This is a genomic window from Bacillus sp. CZDM1 (assembly GCF_055502545.1).
Window position 1 is genome coordinate 144,970 of sequence record NZ_JBUESO010000005.1, and the last position, 21,938, is coordinate 166,907.

20 protein-coding genes, 1 tRNA gene and 1 other RNA gene are annotated in these 21,938 nt (G+C 39.1%); 20 read left to right on the forward strand and 2 right to left on the reverse strand.

Features of this window, described 5'->3' with window-relative positions:
- The first annotated feature begins 175 nt into the window (after positions 1-175).
- From ACY3XC_RS13345 to ACY3XC_RS13365, 5 genes are read left to right on the forward strand one after another with little or no spacing between them, the layout of a single operon-like run.
- Entirely contained in the window at positions 176-634 is a 459-nt protein-coding gene (locus ACY3XC_RS13345; protein WP_464868994.1) for an NUDIX hydrolase, read from the forward strand.
- 20 nt (positions 635-654) lie between these two features.
- Positions 655-1,548: an RNase adapter RapZ gene (rapZ, locus tag ACY3XC_RS13350; RefSeq protein WP_464868995.1), complete on the forward strand. Its 894-nt coding sequence runs from the start codon at positions 655-657 to the stop codon at positions 1,546-1,548.
- Complete coding sequence (locus ACY3XC_RS13355; protein ID WP_464868996.1) at positions 1,545-2,528, forward strand: gluconeogenesis factor YvcK family protein; 984 nt, start codon at positions 1,545-1,547, stop codon at positions 2,526-2,528. The genes rapZ and ACY3XC_RS13355 overlap by 4 nt, the downstream gene beginning before the upstream one ends.
- Positions 2,529-2,572: 44 nt before the next feature.
- On the forward strand, positions 2,573-3,523 hold the full coding sequence (gene whiA, locus ACY3XC_RS13360) for a DNA-binding protein WhiA (RefSeq protein WP_464868997.1): 951 nt from the start codon (positions 2,573-2,575) through the stop codon (positions 3,521-3,523).
- A gap of 25 nt (positions 3,524-3,548) precedes the next feature.
- The gene (locus tag ACY3XC_RS13365) at positions 3,549-3,806 is read left to right on the forward strand and encodes an HPr family phosphocarrier protein (RefSeq protein ID WP_179156508.1); all 258 of its coding nucleotides are present in this window, start codon (positions 3,549-3,551) and stop codon (positions 3,804-3,806) included.
- A 39-nt stretch (positions 3,807-3,845) separates the two neighbouring features.
- Here ACY3XC_RS13365 and clpP read toward each other — a convergent pair whose 3' ends face one another.
- The gene (gene clpP / locus ACY3XC_RS13370; RefSeq protein ID WP_179156507.1) at positions 3,846-4,451 is read right to left on the reverse strand and encodes an ATP-dependent Clp endopeptidase proteolytic subunit ClpP; all 606 of its coding nucleotides are present in this window, start codon (positions 4,449-4,451) and stop codon (positions 3,846-3,848) included.
- Positions 4,452-4,648: 197 nt separating this feature from the next.
- Here clpP and ACY3XC_RS13375 point away from each other — a divergent pair.
- The 15 genes from ACY3XC_RS13375 (at position 4,649) to ssrA (ending at position 20,062) form a co-directional block, all read left to right on the forward strand.
- Positions 4,649-4,720 (forward strand) — tRNA-Arg (locus tag ACY3XC_RS13375).
- Positions 4,721-4,855: 135 nt separating this feature from the next.
- Complete coding sequence (locus tag ACY3XC_RS13380; protein ID WP_464868998.1) at positions 4,856-5,857, forward strand: DUF3231 family protein; 1,002 nt, start codon at positions 4,856-4,858, stop codon at positions 5,855-5,857.
- A gap of 146 nt (positions 5,858-6,003) precedes the next feature.
- Positions 6,004-7,329, forward strand: a complete 1,326-nt coding sequence (rpoN, locus tag ACY3XC_RS13385; protein ID WP_464868999.1) for an RNA polymerase factor sigma-54 — start codon at positions 6,004-6,006, stop codon at positions 7,327-7,329.
- 13 nt (positions 7,330-7,342) lie between these two features.
- Positions 7,343-7,600 carry a glutaredoxin family protein gene (locus tag ACY3XC_RS13390; RefSeq protein WP_464869000.1) on the forward strand — a complete coding sequence of 86 codons (258 nt, stop codon included), beginning with the start codon at positions 7,343-7,345 and terminating at the stop codon, positions 7,598-7,600.
- A gap of 134 nt (positions 7,601-7,734) precedes the next feature.
- The gene (locus ACY3XC_RS13395) at positions 7,735-8,757 is read left to right on the forward strand and encodes a sugar-binding transcriptional regulator (protein ID WP_464869001.1); all 1,023 of its coding nucleotides are present in this window, start codon (positions 7,735-7,737) and stop codon (positions 8,755-8,757) included.
- Positions 8,758-8,911: 154 nt separating this feature from the next.
- Complete coding sequence (gene gap, locus ACY3XC_RS13400; RefSeq protein ID WP_179156502.1) at positions 8,912-9,919, forward strand: type I glyceraldehyde-3-phosphate dehydrogenase; 1,008 nt, start codon at positions 8,912-8,914, stop codon at positions 9,917-9,919.
- A gap of 253 nt (positions 9,920-10,172) precedes the next feature.
- Complete coding sequence (locus tag ACY3XC_RS13405; protein WP_464869002.1) at positions 10,173-11,357, forward strand: phosphoglycerate kinase; 1,185 nt, start codon at positions 10,173-10,175, stop codon at positions 11,355-11,357.
- 54 nt (positions 11,358-11,411) lie between these two features.
- Positions 11,412-12,173: a triose-phosphate isomerase gene (gene tpiA / locus ACY3XC_RS13410; protein ID WP_464869003.1), complete on the forward strand. Its 762-nt coding sequence runs from the start codon at positions 11,412-11,414 to the stop codon at positions 12,171-12,173.
- Positions 12,166-13,698, forward strand: a complete 1,533-nt coding sequence (gene gpmI / locus ACY3XC_RS13415; RefSeq protein ID WP_464869004.1) for a 2,3-bisphosphoglycerate-independent phosphoglycerate mutase — start codon at positions 12,166-12,168, stop codon at positions 13,696-13,698. The genes tpiA and gpmI overlap by 8 nt, the downstream gene beginning before the upstream one ends.
- Before the next feature lie 27 nt (positions 13,699-13,725).
- Entirely contained in the window at positions 13,726-15,024 is a 1,299-nt protein-coding gene (gene eno, locus ACY3XC_RS13420; protein WP_464869005.1) for a phosphopyruvate hydratase, read from the forward strand.
- Positions 15,025-15,520: 496 nt separating this feature from the next.
- On the forward strand, positions 15,521-15,754 hold the full coding sequence (gene secG / locus ACY3XC_RS13425; RefSeq protein WP_464869006.1) for a preprotein translocase subunit SecG: 234 nt from the start codon (positions 15,521-15,523) through the stop codon (positions 15,752-15,754).
- Positions 15,755-15,891: 137 nt separating this feature from the next.
- Complete coding sequence (locus ACY3XC_RS13430; protein WP_464869007.1) at positions 15,892-16,638, forward strand: alpha/beta hydrolase; 747 nt, start codon at positions 15,892-15,894, stop codon at positions 16,636-16,638.
- A 65-nt stretch (positions 16,639-16,703) separates the two neighbouring features.
- The gene (rnr, locus tag ACY3XC_RS13435; RefSeq protein ID WP_464869251.1) at positions 16,704-19,001 is read left to right on the forward strand and encodes a ribonuclease R; all 2,298 of its coding nucleotides are present in this window, start codon (positions 16,704-16,706) and stop codon (positions 18,999-19,001) included.
- Between the two features lie 87 nt (positions 19,002-19,088).
- The gene (gene smpB / locus ACY3XC_RS13440) at positions 19,089-19,556 is read left to right on the forward strand and encodes an SsrA-binding protein SmpB (protein ID WP_179156495.1); all 468 of its coding nucleotides are present in this window, start codon (positions 19,089-19,091) and stop codon (positions 19,554-19,556) included.
- Positions 19,557-19,702: 146 nt separating this feature from the next.
- Positions 19,703-20,062: a transfer-messenger RNA gene (gene ssrA / locus ACY3XC_RS13445) on the forward strand.
- 403 nt (positions 20,063-20,465) lie between these two features.
- Here the strand turns inward: ssrA and ACY3XC_RS13450 are convergent.
- Positions 20,466-21,932, reverse strand: coding sequence for a hypothetical protein (locus ACY3XC_RS13450; RefSeq protein WP_464869008.1), 1,467 nt, complete (start codon positions 21,930-21,932; stop codon positions 20,466-20,468).
- Between the last annotated feature and the right edge of the window lie 6 nt (positions 21,933-21,938).

Here is a 21,938-nt window from a genome sequence, read left to right on the forward strand (position 1 = left end):
AAATATTCACTTGGTGCACAGGCTTTTAAAGCCTGTGCTATTTTTTTACATATTTTTAACAAAATTAAGAAATTTGATTTCATTGTGACCTCATACCAAAAGGAGTATAATAAGAGGAATAAATATGCGCATTTTACGATATAACTGAGCATGTACTATATAAAGGGTGAGTGTTGTGCAGCGAGTCACCAATTGTGTGTTAATTAGAGATAATCAAGTATTGATGTTAAAAAAACCGCGCCGGGGCTGGTGGGTGGCACCAGGCGGCAAAATGGAACCTGGTGAATCTGTTCGTGACTCCTGTATTCGTGAGTACCGGGAAGAAACTGGAATTTACTTAAAAAACCCACAATTGAAGGGTATTTTTACGTTCATAATGAAAGAAAATGATCAAGTGCTATCGGAATGGATGATGTTTACCTTTTTTGGAACTGATTCTGATGGAATGCAGGTGGATGAATCAGATGAAGGGAAGCTTGAATGGCAGCCTCTCGATCAACTAAAAAACCTGCCAATGGCGGCGGGAGACTATCATATTATCGATTACATGATTCATGGAAATGGAATTATTTACGGTACTTTTACTTATACAAAAGATTTTCAACTAATCAGTTATCGATTAGATCCAAGTTAAACTTGAGGGGGGAATAGTGAATGAGTACCGGAGCTGCAAATGAAACGCAAATGGTCATTATTACGGGGATGTCTGGAGCTGGAAAAACAGTTGCTATCCAAAGTTTAGAGGATTTAGGTTTTTTCTGTGTAGATAATTTACCTCCAACGCTGCTTCCAAAATTCCTTGAACTAATGAAGGAATCTGGGAATAAAATGAATAAAGTGGCATTAGTTATGGATTTAAGAGGTAGAGAGTTCTTTGATCATTTATTTAAAGCGCTGGATGAACTTGCAGAAACCTCATGGGTGAGTCCATTAATCTTATTCTTGGATGCAGATGATGCTACTTTGGTGCGAAGATATAAGGAAACAAGAAGATTTCATCCGCTGGCACAATCTGGTTTACCATTAGAAGGAATCAAATTGGAGAGGGAGCTTCTTGATGAATTAAAGGGCAGGGCCCAGCTTATTTATAACACATCGCAAATGAAACCACGTGAATTACGGGAAAAGATTATTACTGAATTTACTTCGAATAATCAATCAATTTTTACTGTTAATGTCATGTCATTTGGATTTAAGCATGGAATTCCTATCGATGCTGATCTTGTTTTTGATGTACGTTTCCTTCCTAATCCTCATTATATCGATCACATGAGACCTAAAACAGGTTTAGACGAAGAGGTTTCTAGTTATGTTTTAAAATGGAATGAAACGCATAAATTCTTAGATAAGGTCACAGATTTACTCAGCTTTATGCTTCCCCACTATAAACGGGAAGGAAAGGCACAGCTTGTAATCGCAATAGGCTGTACTGGCGGGCAGCACCGCTCCGTTACGCTGGCTGAGTATCTTGCAAAACATTTTGAAAGTGATTATAAGACACTAGTTTCACATCGTGACATTGAGAGGAGAAAGGATCAAACGACATGAGCGAGTTAGGACAGCCAAGAATCGTCATCGTTGGCGGGGGAACAGGGTTGCCTGTTTTATTACGGGGATTAAAACAATATCCAGTTGATATTACCGCCATTGTGACGGTTGCGGATGATGGCGGAAGTTCAGGAAGGCTCCGTGATGACCTGCAAATTCCACCGCCAGGAGATATCCGAAATGTGTTAGCTGCTTTATCAGATGTTGAACCGCTTGTTGAAGAGATGTTTCAGCACCGCTTTAAGACCTCCAATGAATTATCGGGACATTCACTTGGTAATTTGATTTTGGCTGCAATGACATCGATTACCGGGAATTTTGTCCACGCGATTCAAGAAATGAGTAAGGTATTAAATGTTCGAGGCAAGGTCCTGCCAGCAGCAAATCAGAGTGTTGTTCTTCATGCTGAAATGGAGGATGGGACAGTTGTATCTGGAGAATCAAAAATTCCGTATTCTGGCAAAAAAATAAAAAAAGTATTTTTAACACCCGAGGTAATTACTCCACTGCCAGAATCGATTCAAGCCATTAGACAAGCAGATTTAATTATTATCGGACCAGGCAGTTTATATACGAGTATCTTGCCTAATTTACTTGTACCAAGATTAGGTGAAGAGGTTTGCCGGTCACATGCTAAAAAGGTGTATATATGCAATCTTATGACACAAGCGGGCGAAACACACGGATTCACTGCGAGTGACCATGTAAAGGCCATTTATGATCATATGGCATGTGCATTTATGGATACCGTTCTAATTAACGACAAAGAAATTCCTGAAGATATTCAACTTCGTTATAATGAAGAACTTGCGAATCCTGTTAATTATGATTTGGACCGTATTTTCGAACTTGGACTTGAAGTGGTTCATGCAGACATTGCGATACAAGAAAATGGAGCACTTAGACATGACCCGAAAAAGGTGGCAAAAATATTATATAATTTGCTTATAAGTGAAACCAAAAAGAGGTATGAAGCGTAATAATAGTGCCCGGATTAAAAACCCGGATAAAAGGGGGTGAAGGGATGTCTTTCGCTTCGGAAACGAAAAAAGAATTAACGAATTTGGAGATAAAGCCATGCTGTATTCGGGCTGAACTTTCTGCTCTCATACGGATGAATGGTTCTATGTCGTTTTCCAACCGTAAGTTAATTGTGGATATTCAAACTGAAAATGCAGCGATCGCTAGAAGGATTTATACATTAATTAAAAAGAGCTATGATGTTCCAGTTGAACTGCTTGTTCGAAAGAAAATGAGATTAAAAAAGAACAATGTTTACATTGTCCGTTTATCGCAACGGGCTAAGGAAATACTGGAGGATATGAAAATCCTAGGTGATGGATTTACCTTCATCCATGATATATCTAGTGAACTTGTCAAAAAGAAATGTTGTAAACGTTCTTATTTACGTGGTGCGTTCCTTGCTGGAGGTTCCGTAAATAATCCGGAAACATCATCTTATCATTTGGAAATTGCTTCGCTATATAAGGAACATAACGATTCCTTATGCGAGTTAATGAATAGATTTGGGCTCAATAGCAAAACACTAGAACGAAAAAAAGGCTATATTACTTACTTAAAAGAAGCAGAAAAAATTACCGAGTTTTTAAATATCGTTGGTGCAGTCAATGCTCTTCTTCGCTTTGAAGATGTGCGGATTGTAAGGGATATGCGAAATTCGGTTAATCGACTGGTTAATTGTGAAACAGCGAACTTAAATAAGACGATAGGCGCTTCCATTCGTCAGGTTGAAAATATTCGCTATATTAATGAAACCGTCGGGTTAAATATATTGCCTGATAAGCTAAGAGAAATTGCTGAACTCCGGCTCCATTACACGGATGTGACCCTAAAAGAACTAGGGGAGATGGTTACCGGAGGTACAATTAGTAAATCGGGAATTAATCATCGGTTAAGAAAGATAGATGAAATCGCCGATAAATTGCGGATAGGTGAAATGGCTACAAGAAAATAGAGGAAAACATGAGGAGGATTTTGTAATGGTAGAGAAACAAGTAGAAGTTAAATTGAAAACGGGTCTTCAAGCGCGACCTGCAGCATTATTTGTTCAGGAGGCAAACCGCTTTTCAGCTGATATTTTTTTAGAGAAAGATGGTAAAAAAGTAAATGCAAAGAGCATAATGGGCTTAATGAGCTTGGCTGTCGGCTCAGGAGTGGTGGTTAATATTGTTGCAGATGGCGATGATGAAGAAAGAGCAGTGGATGCATTGTCTAATTTTGTTCAAAATGAACATTAAAAAAGAGTTTGACCAAAATTGGTCAAACTCTTTTTTCTATTACTTTTCTTTCTTTTCTTCTGCAAGGCTTCTTGTTATAATATGGTCAACTAGGCCGTATTCTTTTGCTCTTTCAGCTGTCATGAAGTTATCACGGTCAGTGTCCTTTTGAATTACTTCAAGAGGCTGGCCAGTGCGCTCTGAAAGGATTCCATTCAATTTCTCACGAAGGAATAGAATACGCTTAGCTGCAATTTCAATCTCAGTCGCTTGACCTTGTGCTCCGCCTAATGGCTGGTGAATCATTACTTCGGCATTTGGTAACGCATAACGCTTACCCTTTGTACCAGCAGCAAGTAAGAAGGCACCCATTGAGGCAGCCATACCGATACAAATGGTTTGAACATCTGGCTTAATGAACTGCATCGTATCATAAATGGCCATACCTGCAGTAATACTTCCGCCTGGGCTGTTAATGTAAATGGATATATCCTTTTCAGGGTTTTCCGCTTCTAGGAATAATAATTGTGCAACAATGCTGTTCGCTACATGATCATCAATACCACTGCCAAGCATAATAATACGGTCTTTTAAGAGACGAGAATAGATATCGTACGCTCTCTCTCCGCGGTTTGTTTGTTCAATAACTGTAGGAATCAAGTTCATTTTTCTTCCTCCTTTAAGTATGAAAGATTTTAATATGTATAGTTAATGATACACTGATGGTCAATTAAGGTCAAACAATTCGCCTTTAATTTGTTCGACATCTTTCCCTATTTCAGCATAACCATTGAGGGCTTTTTTAAACCTATTTAGCTTGCAAAGTTTCGCAAATTGGCATATAATATGTTAGTCGCATATTTGCGCTCGTGGTGCAACGGATAGCACGTAAGATTCCGGTTCTTAAAATGGGGGTTCGATTCCCTCCGAGCGCGTTATATCAAAAAAGCCTCTACGCTTTAATAGTTTAGAGGCTTTTTTTCGTATAGACGTTTGGCTTGAACTATGAATAAAGGACCTTCCTGCAGGGAATCTTTCATATAGGAACTTATATAGGAGGCTTTCATTTTATGGTTAAGCACAGTATAAGGTTATCTAGTGCGGAGATTGGCGGTTTATGGGCAACCTTTATTCAGGATAATATGACGATTTGTCTATTAAAGTATTTTCTATATCACAATCAGGATGAAGAAATCAAACCTCTTTTGGAAAAGGCACTTAAGAATGCTGAAAACCATATTCAACAAATATCCGCTATTTTTACGAAGGAACACATCCCCTTACCCGATTCGTTTACGGACGAGGATATTAATTATTCAGCACCGCCTTTGTTCTATGATATGTTTGGTCTTACCTTTGTTTATATGATGAACCGTCTGGGAATGATTAACGCTGGTTTTCTTACATCAAATGTTGCAAGAGAGGATGTATTGAATTTTCACGTGACTGCCTTGAATGAAGCATCCCTATTATTTAAGGCAACGACTGAACTTATGCTGTCAAAGGGTATATATGATCGTCCGCCAATGATACCCTATCCAAAGCAGGTTGAATATATTGAGAAACTTTCCTATTTAAGCGGGATGATAAAGAAAAGACCATTAAATGCAATTGAAATAACAGAAATCTTTTTTAATACCGAACGTAATTATTTTTCTATACTTTTATGTACTGCTTTACTCCAAGTAGTCGACGACAAAGAAATAAAGGAGTTTATAAAAGAAGGAAAAGAAATTTCAGAAAAGCAAATAAGAGTATTTCATGAAATTTTAGTAAAAGAACAACTTCTTGGCAATACCTCAACCGCTATGGAAGTAACCGATTCAACTGTGCTTCCTTTTTCGAATAAACTTATTGTTACCTTATTTCACGCTTTGAATAGCATCGATGTAACGTTGCTTGGCCATGCGGTGTCCGTGTCGCTGCGTACAGACTTGGTCGCCAACTATCAAAAATTCATTGCAGAAATATTGATTTATGCTGGTAAAGGGTTTAATTTATTGGTTGATCGCGGCTGGCTCCAGCAGCCTCCGATGGCACCCAATCGAAAAGAACTTGAAAATATGAAATGAAGAGAAAAAAGGTTTGTCTACACGAAAACCTTTTCTATTTTAGTGACCTTAATGATGATAATAACCCTCTAAAGTCAATTTACCCAAATTTTTTCCATTCACCAATACTCTTTTATCTTGTAGAATAGAAAAAGGGGGGTTAGGAAATGGACTTAAAAGCAGGTTTATGGCAGCAACAATCTTTGAAATTGGCAATGACGCAGGAATTGACGCAAGCAATTGCACTTTTACAATATTCAGCCCAAGAGCTTTCTTCTTTTTTAGAAAACAAGGCGCTTGAAAATCCCCTGCTACAAGTTGAGAATAACAACATTCAGCCTATTAACCCATTAATAGACCGCAATCGGCGGAAACATACGAAAAATACAGAAAACAAGTGGATTGAACAAATTGCAGCAAAGTCATCCTCGATGGAAGACCAATTGCTAAATCAGCTCAATCTTCATAAATACTCTAGTATTCAATTAAAAATAATTAAACATTTGATTCAGAATCTTGATGTAAACGGATACTTAACCTCCGGACCAGAGGAAATTGCAGATAAATTTGGGGTCGATTTGGAACTAGTTGAAGAGAGCATTATTGTGATTCAAGCCTTGGAGCCTGCTGGAATCGGGGCTAGGAACCTCCAGGAATGTTTATTAATTCAGGTAGAACGGGAAAATCTTAAAGATGATTTAGCGCTAAGTATTCTAACGGACTACTTCGTACCGTTTGCTGAAAAGAAATGGAAGCAAATTGCAAAAGAACTGGAAATTCCCATGCAACGGATACAAGAAGTATTTGATACCATACAGAAGCTGAATCCACGACCTGGAGCACTTTTAGAGCAGGAAAATGCATCTTATATAATCCCGGATGTTATCGTTGAAAAGTTTGGCGATCAGTTTTCCGTACGATTGTGTGATGACATTATCCCCAAATTAAGCTTTAACGATCACTATTACCAAAAATTTAATGCAAACCATGATCCACAGGTAGGTCGATTTTTGCAGGAAAAGCTGCAGGATTATCAGTGGATACTGAGAAGTATTGAGCAGCGAAAAGAAACCTTAACAAGAGTGGCTGGGAAAATTGTTGAAAAACAGACCCTTTTTTTTGAAAAAGGGCGAGAATATCTCGTTCCGATGACCATGAAGGAAATCGCGGTAGAGCTGGATATTCATGAATCAACTGTAAGCCGAGCAGTTAAGGATAAATTCGTTCAGACCCCAGCTGGAACCTTTTCGTTGAAATCCTTTTTTACAAGCACAATTCAAACGGTTTCAAACGATAATACTTCCTCTAGTCAGGTGAAAAACGCTATAGCTGCTATGGTTGAAAAAGAAAACAAACAGAAACCTTTATCCGATCAAGAAATAGTGGAAAGACTAAAAAGCACCCAAGGTATCGTGGTTTCAAGGCGAACGATCGCTAAGTATCGAGATCAGCTGGGAATTCATTCCTCATCCAAAAGAAAAAGGTTTGATTGAAAGGAATAGAACAATGACGCAAACAGTGATTACCTTCTATACAAGACAACGCTGTCCACTTTGTGAGAAAGCAAAAAAAATAATCCTTGAATTAAAGGAAGAATGGAACTTTACATTAGAGGAAATGGATATTGATGAAAGTGATGAATTAACTGAGCTGTATGGAATAATGATTCCTGTGGTTCATATTAATGGAGAAGAAGCTGCTTTTGGAATCATTAACAAAATCGACATAAGTAACCGTTTGCAAGAAAAATCTAAAAACTTTTAAGTTGAAAAAGGTTTTCACTCCTGTTAGAATGTAATTTGTTAGCAGGGGTGATTTTTTTTCGGTAGAGTGGGACATAATTTGTCTATGGTGGACATTTTACGACCAACTACATATTATGTAAGGAGCAAGGTGTTATGCAATCACTCATCGATATCCAAAAAAGATTATTACCTGACCTCCTTCAGGTGCTACATAAACGATATTCTATCCTTAGGCATATTGGTTTTATGCAGCCCGTTGGAAGACGTAGTCTTGCTACCAATCTTGGCTATACAGAACGAGTCCTTCGCAGTGAAGTTGATTTTCTTAAGGAACAAAATCTCGTTTCTATTAACAATATTGGAATGAGTTTGACCCTTGAAGGGAAAAATTTACTAGAAGACTTAGAAGAAATGATACGCGAATTAATCGGTATTGACGTAATGGAACTGGAGTTGAAGCACCGCCTTAAAATTCGTAAGGTCGTGATTGTTCCAGGTAACAGTGATGAGTCCTTATTGGTGAAGGATGACCTGGGTAAGGCCAGTGCAATTTGCATGAAAAACTACTTAACAGGAAAAAATATTATCGCTGTAACTGGCGGCTCAACCATGGCAGCTGTTGCAAATGTACTTACACCAGAGCTTGGTAAAAAGGATCTTCTTTTTGTTCCTGCTCGCGGCGGAATTGGTGAGGATGTTCAAAACCAGGCAAATACAATTAGCTCGATTATGTCAAAAAATACAGGTTCAAAACATCGTGTATTCTATGTACCTGACCAAGTTAGTAATGAAATTTATGAATCCCTGATTAAAGAGCCAGAAATCCATGAAGTGTTAAATTTAATTAAATCGGCAAGCATGGTTCTTCATGGTATAGGGGACGCTATCACAATGGCTGAAAGAAGAAAGTCAAAACCTGAGGTTAAGCAAAAGCTAGAGAATCAAGCGGCAGTCGGGGAAGCATTCGGCTACTATTTTAATGAAAAAGGTGAAATAGTCCATAAGGTTTTAACAATTGGACTCCAACTAGAAGACCTCGCACAGATTCCAAATGTGATTGCTGTTGCAGGCGGAGCCTCAAAGGCAAAAGCAATAAAGGCATATATGAAAAAAGCACCACCTTCGACGATATTAATCACAGATGAAGGTGCAGCAAGAAAGTTATTAAAAGGTTAATCCCTTTTTAAATAAGGCTGTTTTCGTAAGAAAGTTGTTAAAATCTTAAAGCCGATTTTAACGTGAAAATAGTCATTTTGGCTTTAGAATTTAGTTTTCTAGCTCTTTTCTAAGAAAAGAGCCTAAATAAAACCTTTTCTAGGAGGAATTTACAATGACAGTAAAAGTTGGTATTAATGGATTTGGTCGTATCGGCCGTAACGTATTCCGTGCGGCATTAAATAATTCAGAGATGGAAATCGTAGCAATTAACGATTTAACTGATGCAAATATGCTTGCGCATCTTTTAAAATACGATACAGTCCATGGAACACTTCAACAAGATGTTACCGTTGACGGTCAATACCTAGTTGTTGGCAACCAAAAGGTAAAAGTACTTGCTGAACGCGATCCTGCTCAACTAGGCTGGGGAGAGCTTGGCGTTGAAGTAGTGGTTGAATCAACAGGACGTTTCACTAAGCGTGAAGATGCTGCAAAACACCTTGAAGCAGGTGCGAAGAAGGTTATTATTTCAGCTCCAGCATCAAACGAAGATATTACAATTGTAATGGGTGTTAACGAAGACAAATACGATGCTGCTAACCACCATGTATTATCAAATGCATCTTGTACAACTAACTGTCTAGCTCCTTTTGCGAAGGTATTAAATGATCAATTCGGAATTAAACGTGGAATGATGACTACTATCCACTCTTATACAAATGACCAGCAAATCCTTGATTTACCACATAAGGACTACCGTCGTGCACGTGCAGCAGCTGAGAACATGATTCCTACTTCAACTGGTGCAGCAAAAGCAGTTTCTTTAGTTCTACCAGAACTTAAAGGTAAATTAAACGGTATGGCTGTTCGTGTACCAACTCCAAACGTTTCTATCGTTGACTTAGTTGCAGAGCTAGAAAAGGATGTAACAGCTGACGAAGTGAATGCAGCATTAAAAGCAGCAGCTGAAGGTCCATTAAAAGGAATTCTACACTATAGCGAACTTCCATTAGTTTCTACTGACTATAATGGCAGCCCTGCTTCATCATCAATCGATTCATTATCAACAATGGTTCTTGAAGGCAATATGGTTAAAGTATTATCTTGGTATGACAACGAAGTTGGTTACTCAAGCCGTGTTGTTGACCTTATTGGATATATCGCTCAAAAAGGTCTATAATCTTTAGTTGGCTGAGGTTGGAAATTTTTTCATCAAAAGGCTATAATGATTTAGGGTATTTCAAAGGGGAGCGGGGAACATTCCCCCTCCCTTTTTTTGTGTAAATAATGCTTGTCCAGCTGCAGCGCCTAGGGGCTCGGGGTCATAAGCCAATCCGTCAAGAAGGTTAAAGAACAACCTTCTTGCCGGCTCGTCTTATGCCTGTCGCCCCTGGTCAAGGCGCTTCCGCATTTCTAACTAGGAGGCTTTTCGCATGAACAAGAAAACATTAAAAGATGTTGATGTTAAAGGAAAACGCGTATTCTGCCGTGTGGATTTTAACGTACCGATGCAAGATGGGAAAATTACGGATGAAACAAGAATTCGCGCTGCATTACCAACCATTCAGAACTTAATCGATCAAGGTGCAAAGGTCATTTTGGCAAGCCATTTCGGACGTCCGAAGGGTAAAGTTGTAGAAGAGATGCGCTTAACTCCAGTTGGTGTAAGACTTTCTGAGCTAATTGGTAAAAACGTTCAAAAAGCGGATGAAGCTTACGGTGATTCTGTTAAATCTTTAATAGAAACCATGAATGAAGGCGATGTTCTTCTTCTTGAAAACGTACGTTTTTATCCTGGTGAAGAAAAGAATGATCCAGAGCTCGCGAAATCCTTTGCTGAACTTGCTGATGTTTATGTAAATGACGCATTTGGTGCTGCTCACAGAGCCCATGCTTCTACAGAAGGTATTGCACACCATCTTCCTGCTGTATCTGGTCTTTTAATGGAAAAAGAGCTAGATGTTCTTGGAAAAGCTCTATCAAATCCTGAGCGTCCATTTACGGCGATTATTGGCGGTGCGAAGGTAAGGGACAAAATTGGTGTTATTGAAAATCTATTAGAGAACGTTGATAACTTAATTATTGGCGGCGGACTGGCGTATACATTCGTAAAAGCAAACGGTCATGAAATTGGAAAATCACTTCTTGAAGAAGACAAGATTGATTTAGCCAAAACGTTCATGGAAAAGGCAAAAGAAAAAGGTGTTAATTTCTATATGCCTGTGGACGCTATCGTTGCAGATGATTTCTCTGCAGATGCGAATACTAAGGAAGTTGCTATTAATGAGATTCCTGCAGACTGGGAAGCTCTTGATATTGGACCAAAAACAGCTGAAATTTATCGTGATGTGATTCAAAAATCAAAATTAGTCATTTGGAACGGACCAATGGGCGTGTTTGAAATCGATAAATTTGCTGGTGGTACGAAGGCAGTTGCTGAAGCCCTTGCAGAAGCAGAAGGTACATACTCAGTAATTGGCGGCGGAGACTCTGCAGCAGCAGTTGAGAAATTTGATTTAGCAGAAAAAATGAGCCATATTTCAACAGGCGGCGGTGCTTCACTTGAATTTATGGAAGGCAAAGAGCTCCCAGGAGTAGTAGCATTAAACGATAAATAGAAAAGTGGAAGCGCCTAGGCGCTGGAACTGGACATATTGAAAGGAAGTGCCCCAATGCGTAAACCGATTATTGCAGGTAACTGGAAAATGAATAAAACACTTGCTGAGGCAAAGAGCTTTACGGAAGAAGTAAAAGGACTTGTACCTCAAGCGGACAAAATCGATTCTGTTATTTGTGCCCCGGCTATATTTTTACAAAATCTTGTAGAAATTACGGAAGGTACAGAAGTAAAAATTGGCGCTCAAAATATGCATTTTGAAGAGAGCGGAGCGTTTACCGGTGAAATCAGCCCAAAACCTCTTTCTGAAATTGGCGTTCAATATGTGATTATTGGTCATTCTGAGCGCAGAGAAATGTTCAATGAAACCGATGAGTCTGTAAACTTAAAGACACTTGCAGCCTTTAAATATAATTTAACACCAATTGTTTGCTGTGGTGAAACACTAGAACAGCGTGAAAATGGCGAAACTATGGATTTTGTAGGATCTCAAATTCAAAAAGCATTGACTGGTTTAACGGATGACCAAGTGAAACAAACTGTTATTGCCTATGAACCTATTTGGGCAATTGGAACTGGTAAATCATCTACTTCACAAGATGCGAATGATGTATGTGCACATATACGTCAGGTAGTTGCCGGGCAGTTCAGTGAAGATGTCGCTAATGCTGTTAGAATCCAATATGGCGGCAGTGTGAAACCAGAAAATATTAAAGAATATATGGCACAGCCAGATATCGATGGTGCACTTGTAGGCGGAGCCAGCCTTGAAGCTCGCTCATTCTTGCAGCTATTGGAGGCAGGAAGCTATGAGTAAGTCTCCCGTTGCCCTCATCATTCTAGATGGATTTGGATGCAGGGATGAACAAAAAGGGAATGCAGTCTTTCATGCAAAAAAACCGAACTTCGATCGGTATTGGAGTCATTTTCCGCACTCGCATTTAACGGCTTCAGGCGAGGCAGTAGGGCTTCCTGAGGGACAAATGGGTAACTCCGAAGTGGGCCATTTAAATATCGGTGCCGGCCGTATTGTTTACCAAAGCTTAACACGTGTGAATATTGCGATTCGCGAAGGTGAATTTGATAAAAATGAAACCATCTGCAGTGCGATGGACCATGTAAAGAAAAATGGAACAAACCTCCACTTATTCGGTTTATTATCGGATGGCGGTGTACACAGCCATATTAACCATATGTTTGCACTCTTAAAGATGGCGAAAGAAGAAGGAATAGAGAAGGTTTACATTCATGGCTTCCTTGATGGACGTGATGTTGGCCAGAAAACAGCTGCAACATATATTCAACAAACTCTGGATAAAATGAATGAGTATGGCGTTGGAGAATTTGCTACCATTTCTGGACGCTATTATTCAATGGACCGTGACAACCGCTGGGAGCGTGTTGAAAAGTCATACTGTTCCATGGTTTATGGCGATGGACCTACTTACAGTAATCCGTTAGAAGTAGTAGAGGATTCCTACCAGCATGGTATTTTTGATGAATTCGTCATTCCTTCCGTAATCACAAAGGAAGACGGACAGCCTGTTGCGACCATTCAGGAAAATGATGCAGTCATTTTCTATAATTTCCGTCCTGACCGAGCGATTCAAATTTCTAACGTATTTACAAACGAAGATTTCCGAGCTTTTGATCGTGGAGAAAAACATCCGAGAGACTTATTTTTTGTATGTTTAACCCATTTCAGTGAATCGGTAAACGGGTATGTTGCGTTTAAACCGTCTAATCTGGATAACACATTAGGAGAGGTTTTAGCGCAAAATGGATTGAAGCAATTAAGAATTGCCGAGACCGAGAAATATCCTCATGTTACTTTCTTTATGAGCGGCGGCCGTGAAGATAAGTTTCCAGGTGAAGAGCGAATTTTAATCAACTCACCAAAGGTTGCAACCTATGATCTGCAGCCTGAAATGAGTGCCTATGAAGTGACAGACGCGCTACTTGCGGAAATACAGGCAGATAAGTTTGACGCCATTCTTTTAAATTTTGCAAATCCAGATATGGTTGGACATTCTGGAATGCTTGAACCAACAGTTAAGGCAATTGAAACGGTTGATGAATGCTTAGGAAAAATTGTTGATTTAATTCTTCAAAAAGGTGGTACAGCTATTATTACAGCTGACCATGGTAATGCCGATGAAGTAATCACGCTTGAAGGTGATCCCATGACCGCTCATACAACCAGTCCTGTGCCTGTAATTGTTACGAAAAATGGTGTAGAGCTGCGTGACGGCGGTATCTTAGGCGATTTAGCTCCTACGATTCTCGATCTTCTGGGAGTACAACAGCCAGCTGAAATGACAGGAAAAACATTAATTAAATAATTTTTTATATAAAAAGGAGAGAATAAAATGCCATTTATAGCAGATGTATATGCACGTGAAGTATTAGATTCCCGCGGTAACCCAACAGTAGAAGTTGAAGTTTTTACAGAATCAGGAGCTTTTGGCCGAGCGTTAGTACCAAGCGGTGCTTCCACTGGTGAATATGAAGCAGTAGAACTTCGCGATGGAGATAAAGAACGTTACCTTGGCAAAGGTGTATTGAAAGCTGTAGCTAATGTTAACGAAATTATTGCTCCACACCTTGTTGGCGAAGAATTTAGTGTATTAGATCAAGTTTCTGTCGATCACGCTTTAATCGAGCTTGATGGAACTGAAAATAAAGGTAAATTAGGTGCTAATGCAATTCTAGGTGTATCTATGGCAGTAGCTCATGCTGCAGCAAACTACTTAGATGTTCCTTTATATCAATACCTTGGCGGTTTCAACGCGAAGCAGCTTCCTGTTCCAATGATGAACATCGTAAACGGCGGAGAGCATGCGGATAACAACGTTGATATTCAAGAATTCATGGTAATGCCTGTAGGAGCTCCAAACTTCAGAGAAGCTCTTCGGATGGGTACTGAAATTTTCCACAGCTTAAAATCTGTTCTTAAAGAAAAAGGACTTAACACAGCAGTTGGAGATGAAGGCGGATTTGCTCCAAACCTAGGATCAAACGAAGAAGCACTTCAAACGATTGTACAAGCAATCGAAAAAGCTGGCTATAAGCCTGGTGAAGAAGTATTCTTGGCAATGGATGCTGCATCTTCTGAGTTCTATAACAAAGAAGATGGAAAATACCACCTTGCTGGTGAAGGCGTTGTTAAAACTTCTGCTGAAATGGTTGATTGGTATGAAGAGCTTTCAAATAAATATCCAATTATCTCAATTGAAGATGGTTTAGATGAAAACGATTGGGAAGGTCACAAGCTTTTAACTGAGCGTATTGGAAACAGAGTTCAATTAGTTGGTGATGACTTATTTGTTACAAATACTAAGAAGCTTTCTGAAGGTATCACTAATGGTATCGGAAACTCAATCCTAATCAAAGTAAACCAAATCGGTACATTAACTGAAACATTTGATGCAATTGAAATGGCGAAGCGTGCTGGCTATACTGCTGTTATTTCTCACCGTTCTGGTGAAACAGAAGATAACACAATTGCTGACATCGCAGTTGCAACAAACGCAGGTCAAATCAAAACAGGTGCTCCTTCACGTACAGACCGTGTAGCGAAATACAACCAATTGCTTCGTATCGAAGACCAATTAGGTGAAACAGCACAATACAACGGATTAAAATCTTTCTATAACCTAAGAAAATAATCATCTTAGCGAAGGCGCTCATTGACGAATGAGTGCCTTTCTTTGTCTGGAGTAGCCGAAGCAAGCGTGAGAAGAAAAGAGGTTACGGTCAATGCAGAGGGGCTGGAGTGAATGAAGCATGAGCAGAAAAGAGGTTACGGTCAATGCAGAGGGGCTGGAGTGACCGAAGCATGAGTAGATTAGAGGTTACGGTCAGTGCAGAGGGGCTGGAGTGACCGAAGTGTGAGAAGAAAAGAGGTTTTGGTCAATGCAGGGGTGCTGGAGTGACCGAAGCGTGAGTAGATTAGAGGTTACGGTCAGTGCAGAGGTGCTGGAGTGACCGAAGTATGAAATGAATAGGGTTCACGGTAACTCCAGCGGTGCTCTAGTTTCAGAACGGTTTGACATATCGGATAATCTCCTAAAAGCTGACACAAACACTAGTATTGTTAAAAGGTCAATATTATGGTACATTAAAAATACTGTGAAATGTACGAACTAACAGGAGGTGGCTTACATGCATGCATTGGTTGTTACATTATTAGTAATCGTGAGTATTGGACTTATTCTAGTTGTTTTATTGCAATCAGGTAAAAGTGCTGGATTATCTGGTGCCATTTCAGGTGGTGCTGAAACATTATTTGGTAAGCAAAAAGCACGAGGACTTGATTTAGTTCTACATCGTATTACCATTGTATTATCCGTTCTTTTCATTATCCTTGCGGTATTGGTTGCATACTTCGAAGTTTAATAAAGAATGCTCAAAAACCTGTCTCTAAAGTCAGGTTTTTTTTATGCACAAAAATCGAAGGCTTATTTCTGGAATGTTAGCCAATTCTTTGCTTAAACTAAGATAACGGATTTTATAGAACTGAAGGAGTTTTAACTATGAAAATTGCTGTACCAAAGCCCTTTACCTTTAAAGGAGGAAAACGAGCGGTTCTTTTACTTCACGGATTCACAGGAAATTCGGCTGATGTCCGGATGTTGGGACGCTTTTTAGAAAAAAGGGGATATACCTGTCATGCACCGCACTATAAGGGACATGGTGTTCCACCAGAGGAGCTAGTGCACACTGGCCCTGAAGATTGGTGGCAGGACGTAATAAATGGCTATAGTTTTTTAAAAAATCAAGGACACGAAGAAATTGCAGTCGGCGGACTTTCACTTGGCGGCGTATTTTCCTTGAAATTGGGTTACACTGTACCTATAAAAGGTGTATTTCCAATGTGTGCACCCATGTATATAAAAAGTGAAGAAGTGATGTATCACGGAATTCTTGAGTATGCACGCGAATATAAGGAACGAGAAGGAAAAAGCGAAGAACAAATTGAACTAGAAATGAATGAGTTTTCAAAAACACCGATGAATACCTTAAAGGCTCTGCAAGAATTAATTGCAGATGTTCGCAATCATGTTGATATGATTTACGCTCCAACATTTGTTGTTCAAGCACGTCATGACAAAATGATAAACACAGATAGTGCAAACATCATTTACAATGAAGTGGAATCCGTCGTGAAAGAAATAAAATGGTATGAAGAATCAGGACATGTGATTACGCTAGACAAAGAACGTGATCAGCTTCATGAAGATGTTTACGCCTTTTTAGAAAAATTAGATTGGAAGAATTAATCCTTTGAGGAGGGATTTTATTGGAAGATAATATTCAACTGCACGTTGACAAGCTATTACAATATATGAAGGACGAGGCTTACAAGCCTTTGACTGTTCAAGAGCTAGAAGAGGCCTTTGGTATTTCAGATTCTAGTGACTTTAAGGAATTTGTAAAAGCACTTGTGCAAATGGAAGAAAAGGGACTAGTCGTCCGTACTCGCAGCAATCGCTACGGCTTGCCGCAAAAAATGAACTTAATCCGTGGAAAATTAACAGGTCACGCAAAAGGATTCGCCTTCGTGATTCCGGATGAGCCTGGGATGGATGATATTTTTATTCCGCCAAATGAAACGAATACAGCGATGCACGGAGATACTGTACTTGCCCGTATTTCATCAGAAAGCTCGGGACAGCGCAGAGAAGGCAGCGTCATTCGCATTCTTGAACGAGGGGTTCAGCAAATTGTAGGTACCTATGTAGAAAGCAAAAGCTTTGGTTTTGTTATTCCTGATGACAAAAAGTTTGCTAGTGACATTTTTATACCCAAAGCAGCATCCAAGGGTGCAGTTGAAGGTCATAAAGTTGTCGTTAAGTTAATCACCTATCCAGAAGGCCGGAAGAGTGCTGAAGGTGAAGTCATTACGGTCCTAGGTCATAAAAATGACCCAGGTGTGGATATTCTATCTGTTATTCATAAACATGGTCTGCCGATGGCGTTCCCTGATGAAGTTTTAAAGCAGGCAAATGAGACTCCTGATACGATTGACGAAAGCGAACTGGCGAACCGCCGCGATTTACGGAATGAAACCATTGTCACAATAGATGGAGCTGACGCAAAGGATCTTGATGATGCTGTAACGGTGACGAAGCTTGAAAATGGCAATTATAAGCTTGGCGTACATATTGCGGATGTAAGCTATTATGTGAAAGAAGGAACGCCCATTGACCTCGAGGCCGAAGAACGTGCTACGAGTGTTTACTTAGTAGACAGGGTTATTCCGATGATTCCACATCGTTTATCCAATGGTATTTGTTCACTCAATCCCAAAGTGGATCGTTTAGTACTGTCATGTAATATGGAAATCAACGACGAAGGTCAAGTGGTTAGTCATGAAATTTTTCAAAGCGTGATTAAAACGACTGAGAGAATGACCTATTTCGATGTAAATAAGATACTAGTTGATAAAGATGAAGAAACACGGAGCCGTTATGAGTCTCTTGTTCCGATGTTCGAACAAATGGAAGAGCTGGCACAAATATTGCGTGAAAAGAGAATGAAGCGCGGGGCTATCGATTTTGATTTTAAAGAATCAAAGGTATTGGTTGATGAAGAAAGTAAACCGATGGATGTTGTTCTTCGCGAGCGTTCAGTAGCGGAAAGGTTAATAGAAGAATTTATGCTTTGTGCCAATGAAACAGTCGCAGAGCACTTTCACTGGATGGAAGTTCCGTTTATTTACCGGATTCACGAGGATCCAAAGGAAGATAAGCTAAGAAGATTTTTTGAGTTTATCACTAATTTTGGATACATTGTCAAAGGTACAGCCAATGATGTTCATCCAAGGGCTCTTCAAGAAATAATTGAAGAAGTTCAAGGCAAGCCGGAAGAAATGGTTATTTCGACCGTTATGCTCCGTTCTATGCAACAGGCGAAATACGATCCAGAAAGCCTAGGACACTTTGGATTATCAACAGAGTTTTATACTCATTTCACATCGCCTATTCGAAGGTATCCTGATACCATTGTTCATCGCTTAATCCGGACGTATCTTATTGAAGGAAAGCTTGATGAGACAACAAGGGAAAAATGGAATGCGAGATTACCGGAAATTGCTCAGCATTCATCTAAGATGGAGCGCCGTGCGGTTGATGCAGAACGTGAAACGGATGAGCTCAAGAAAGCTGAATACATGGAAGACAAGATTGGTGAAGAGTATGATGGTATTATCAGCTCAGTGACCAATTTTGGAATGTTTGTCGAGCTTCCCAATACGATTGAAGGTCTCGTTCATGTTAGCTACCTGACAGATGATTATTATCGGTTTGATGAGCGCCATTTTGCGATGATTGGCGAGCGGACAGGTAATGTATTCCGAATTGGCGATGAAATCACCGTTAGAGTGGTAAAGGTCAATAAAGATGAGCGTTCGATTGACTTTGAAGTCGTGGGCATGAAAGGAACTCGCCGCGAGCGGTCAGAGAATACGAGAGTATTTAAAACAGGCAGTGACACGAAAAAGCCGCGCCGCAATAAAACAGAGGGTCGTGGTGGTCAAAAGTCTGAGAGTAGTGCTCAAGGCTCAGGTACGAGAAAGAAAAAGAAGTTTTACGACAATGTACCGAAAAATAAAAGCACGAAGCGGAAAAATAAGAAAAGATAATTTTGGAGAGGGTCTCTTGCGGGACTCTCTTTCAATTGTGATGAATACGGTTTTCTGCTAAAATAAACCCATAACGAGGTGAGAGACATGCCAAAAGGTATAGGGAAAGTGGTTGCGCAAAATAAAAAGGCATACCATGATTACTTTATAGAAGAAACGTACGAGGCTGGTATTGTTCTTCAAGGGACAGAAATTAAGTCAATTCGTGCTGGAAAAGTGAATTTAAAGGATTCTTATGCAAGAATTCATAACGGTGAAATGCATTTATTAAATATGCACGTAAGCCCATATGAGCAAGGGAACCGCTTCAATCATGATCCTTTAAGACAAAGAAAGCTTTTGCTCCATAAGCGGGAAATTAACAAGCTATTTGGAGAAACAAGAGAAGCAGGCTATGCGCTTATACCAGTAAAGATTTACTTGAAAAATGGATTTGCAAAAGTTTTGTTAGGATTAGCAAAAGGTAAGAAGAATTATGACAAACGTGAAGTCTTGAAGCAAAAAGAGGCAAAACGCGATATTGAGCGTGCATTCCGTGATCGTCAAAAAATGTAATTACAAATACTTACAATTGAAAAATGCTCGAAGTGTGTTATAATAAGTTTGTCGCTGAGATACGCGACAGAAACTTTTGCTCAAACTATTGTTGAGCATCCTACGCTTGCTAAAATCTTTAACTAGGTTTCAGCACATTTTATAATGGGGGCGCTAAGGATTCGACAGGGGTAGTTCGAGCTTAGGTTGCGAGTCGAGGGGATCGGCCTCGTTAAAACGTCAACGCCTATAACTGGCAAAACTAACAACAACCTAGCTTTCGCAGCTTAATAACTGCATAGCTGTTCGCCCCTCCATCGCCTATGTGGTAGGGTAGCGGACTCACTCTAAGTAGGCTACGCCGGAGTCCACCGTCTGAGGGCGAAGGAAGAGAACAACCAGACTAGCTGACCGGCCGCCTGTCGGCAGGCAAATGGATCAGCGAAGCGCCAATATGTCGACTACACTCGTAGAAGCTTAAGTGCCGTTATCTTTGGACGCGGGTTCGATTCCCGCCGTCTCCACCATACATAAGGTGGATAACAAGATCAGCTGATGCTGGTCTTTTTTTTTGTTAATTTTTATATCTTATAAATAATTCTGTTTTTAAAGTTAATGAGTGTTTTATAATCTGACTTAGAAAGTCTAAGCGAGGCAATATATGGAACTTGCACGTCCCGCCGTCTCCAGCTCTTTCAAATCATAACAAATTGTAACTTTGTCTTAGATTATTAAGTAAAGACATTTGTCCAACCCTTCGCTGGTCTAGGGTTTAGCTTTCTGATGAATACCTATGTCTTTCGGTCTCAATTTGAGCACACCATAGGGTAGAGGTTATCTAAGCTACCTTTATTCTCTTATAGCAATCCTTCCTTTGGAATTTTCACATTCATTTGAATGTCCATACTAAAATAAAGGCTTAATCTACAGTTATACTATATTCATAATGTCATCATATTTTATAAAGTCTTGAATGTACCAGTGTTTATAATGAATTTTGTTTTTAAAAGCCTTTTCTTTAACTTGTTTATACCATATTTGTACCTTATTCCAATGTTTAAATAAGTTACTAATTTGATGCCCCTTTTTTCCTTCCTCTGTAAAAAGGACTGACATCATTTGTTTAGGAACTTTTTCTTCAAAGCCCATGGCACGCCGAGCTAATACAAATGCAGCACTCTGGTGAACGGAAAGACCATGGCCCTTTTGATATTTGACCCTTCCAATCAATGATGAATAATAAGCGGGGACTTGTATAAGGGAAAGTTTCTCAATTACACATTTCGAAATCAATGTAGTAATAATCTTTCTATAAACAAAGTTACTACTCATGCGATTGAACTTTTTATTTTTACTTAATTGGTTTCTAAAATATAGATCCTCGATGGCAATTATTTTTATCCCATTTGATTTTACCCATTTTATTACGGAAGTAATCGTGTTTCCTAAAATCCAATTACGTTTATTCGTTCTAACTGTATTTACATCATTCATCCAAAATACTTTACTTACACAATAATTTCCATTTTGATGAACGATTGTAACGGCTAAATTATCTGGATTTATATCAATTCCTGCACAACCTTCCGTAAAATCAAAGGAAGTCTCAATTATTTGGTCGTTTGTCAAATGAACGGAATATTTTCCATCTTCACGTATAATTCGAACACTATATGCTTTTCCACTGGATAAATAGCTAAGGATACTCAAAATACTTTTTTCGGAGAATTGTACGACAAAATGTAAGCGGTCATTCTTTCTAGGGGATTGTGGGTTTAAAACTCTCATTTCTACTAAATTTTTTTGTAAAAAACGCAATTTAATATTTTCATTTCCACCTCTTGAAGCTTCTCCACGAGAAAAAATTGCATTCGTTCGGGAATCCCTCCATACCTCTTTTGTAATTTTATTTTTATTTAATAACATAAGCCTCTTTTTGGTTCCATCAACCACCTTCGGAACAGTATCATTTTTAATATGATATTGATAATAATTCATTTTCTTTGACAATTTATTAATTCGAGATTTTTTCGCCGAAATTATTTCTGCTTTTTTCGGACTGCTTGACTTTTTTATCTTTTCAACTTTTTTTTCAATTTTCTGTATTGCTACTTTATATTGTTCTACATACAACGGTAACAATTCTTTTTGAGCAGAAATTGAACTTTCCGATTCTAGGAAAGCATCTCTCATATAACGGGAATTATTTAGAAACAGGGGCTTTGCTTTAGCAACTGCCTCTTTACGATTAAATCCCTCAAAAATTCTTTCGCGGATATACCGCTTTGCAGATTGGTATTTCCGCATGAGTTGGTCTAGTATCGTAGAATCAGTCACTGATGGATTAAGAATAATTCCCGTATGAGTAGTTGGATGTTTTAATAAATTTCTAGACATCCTATA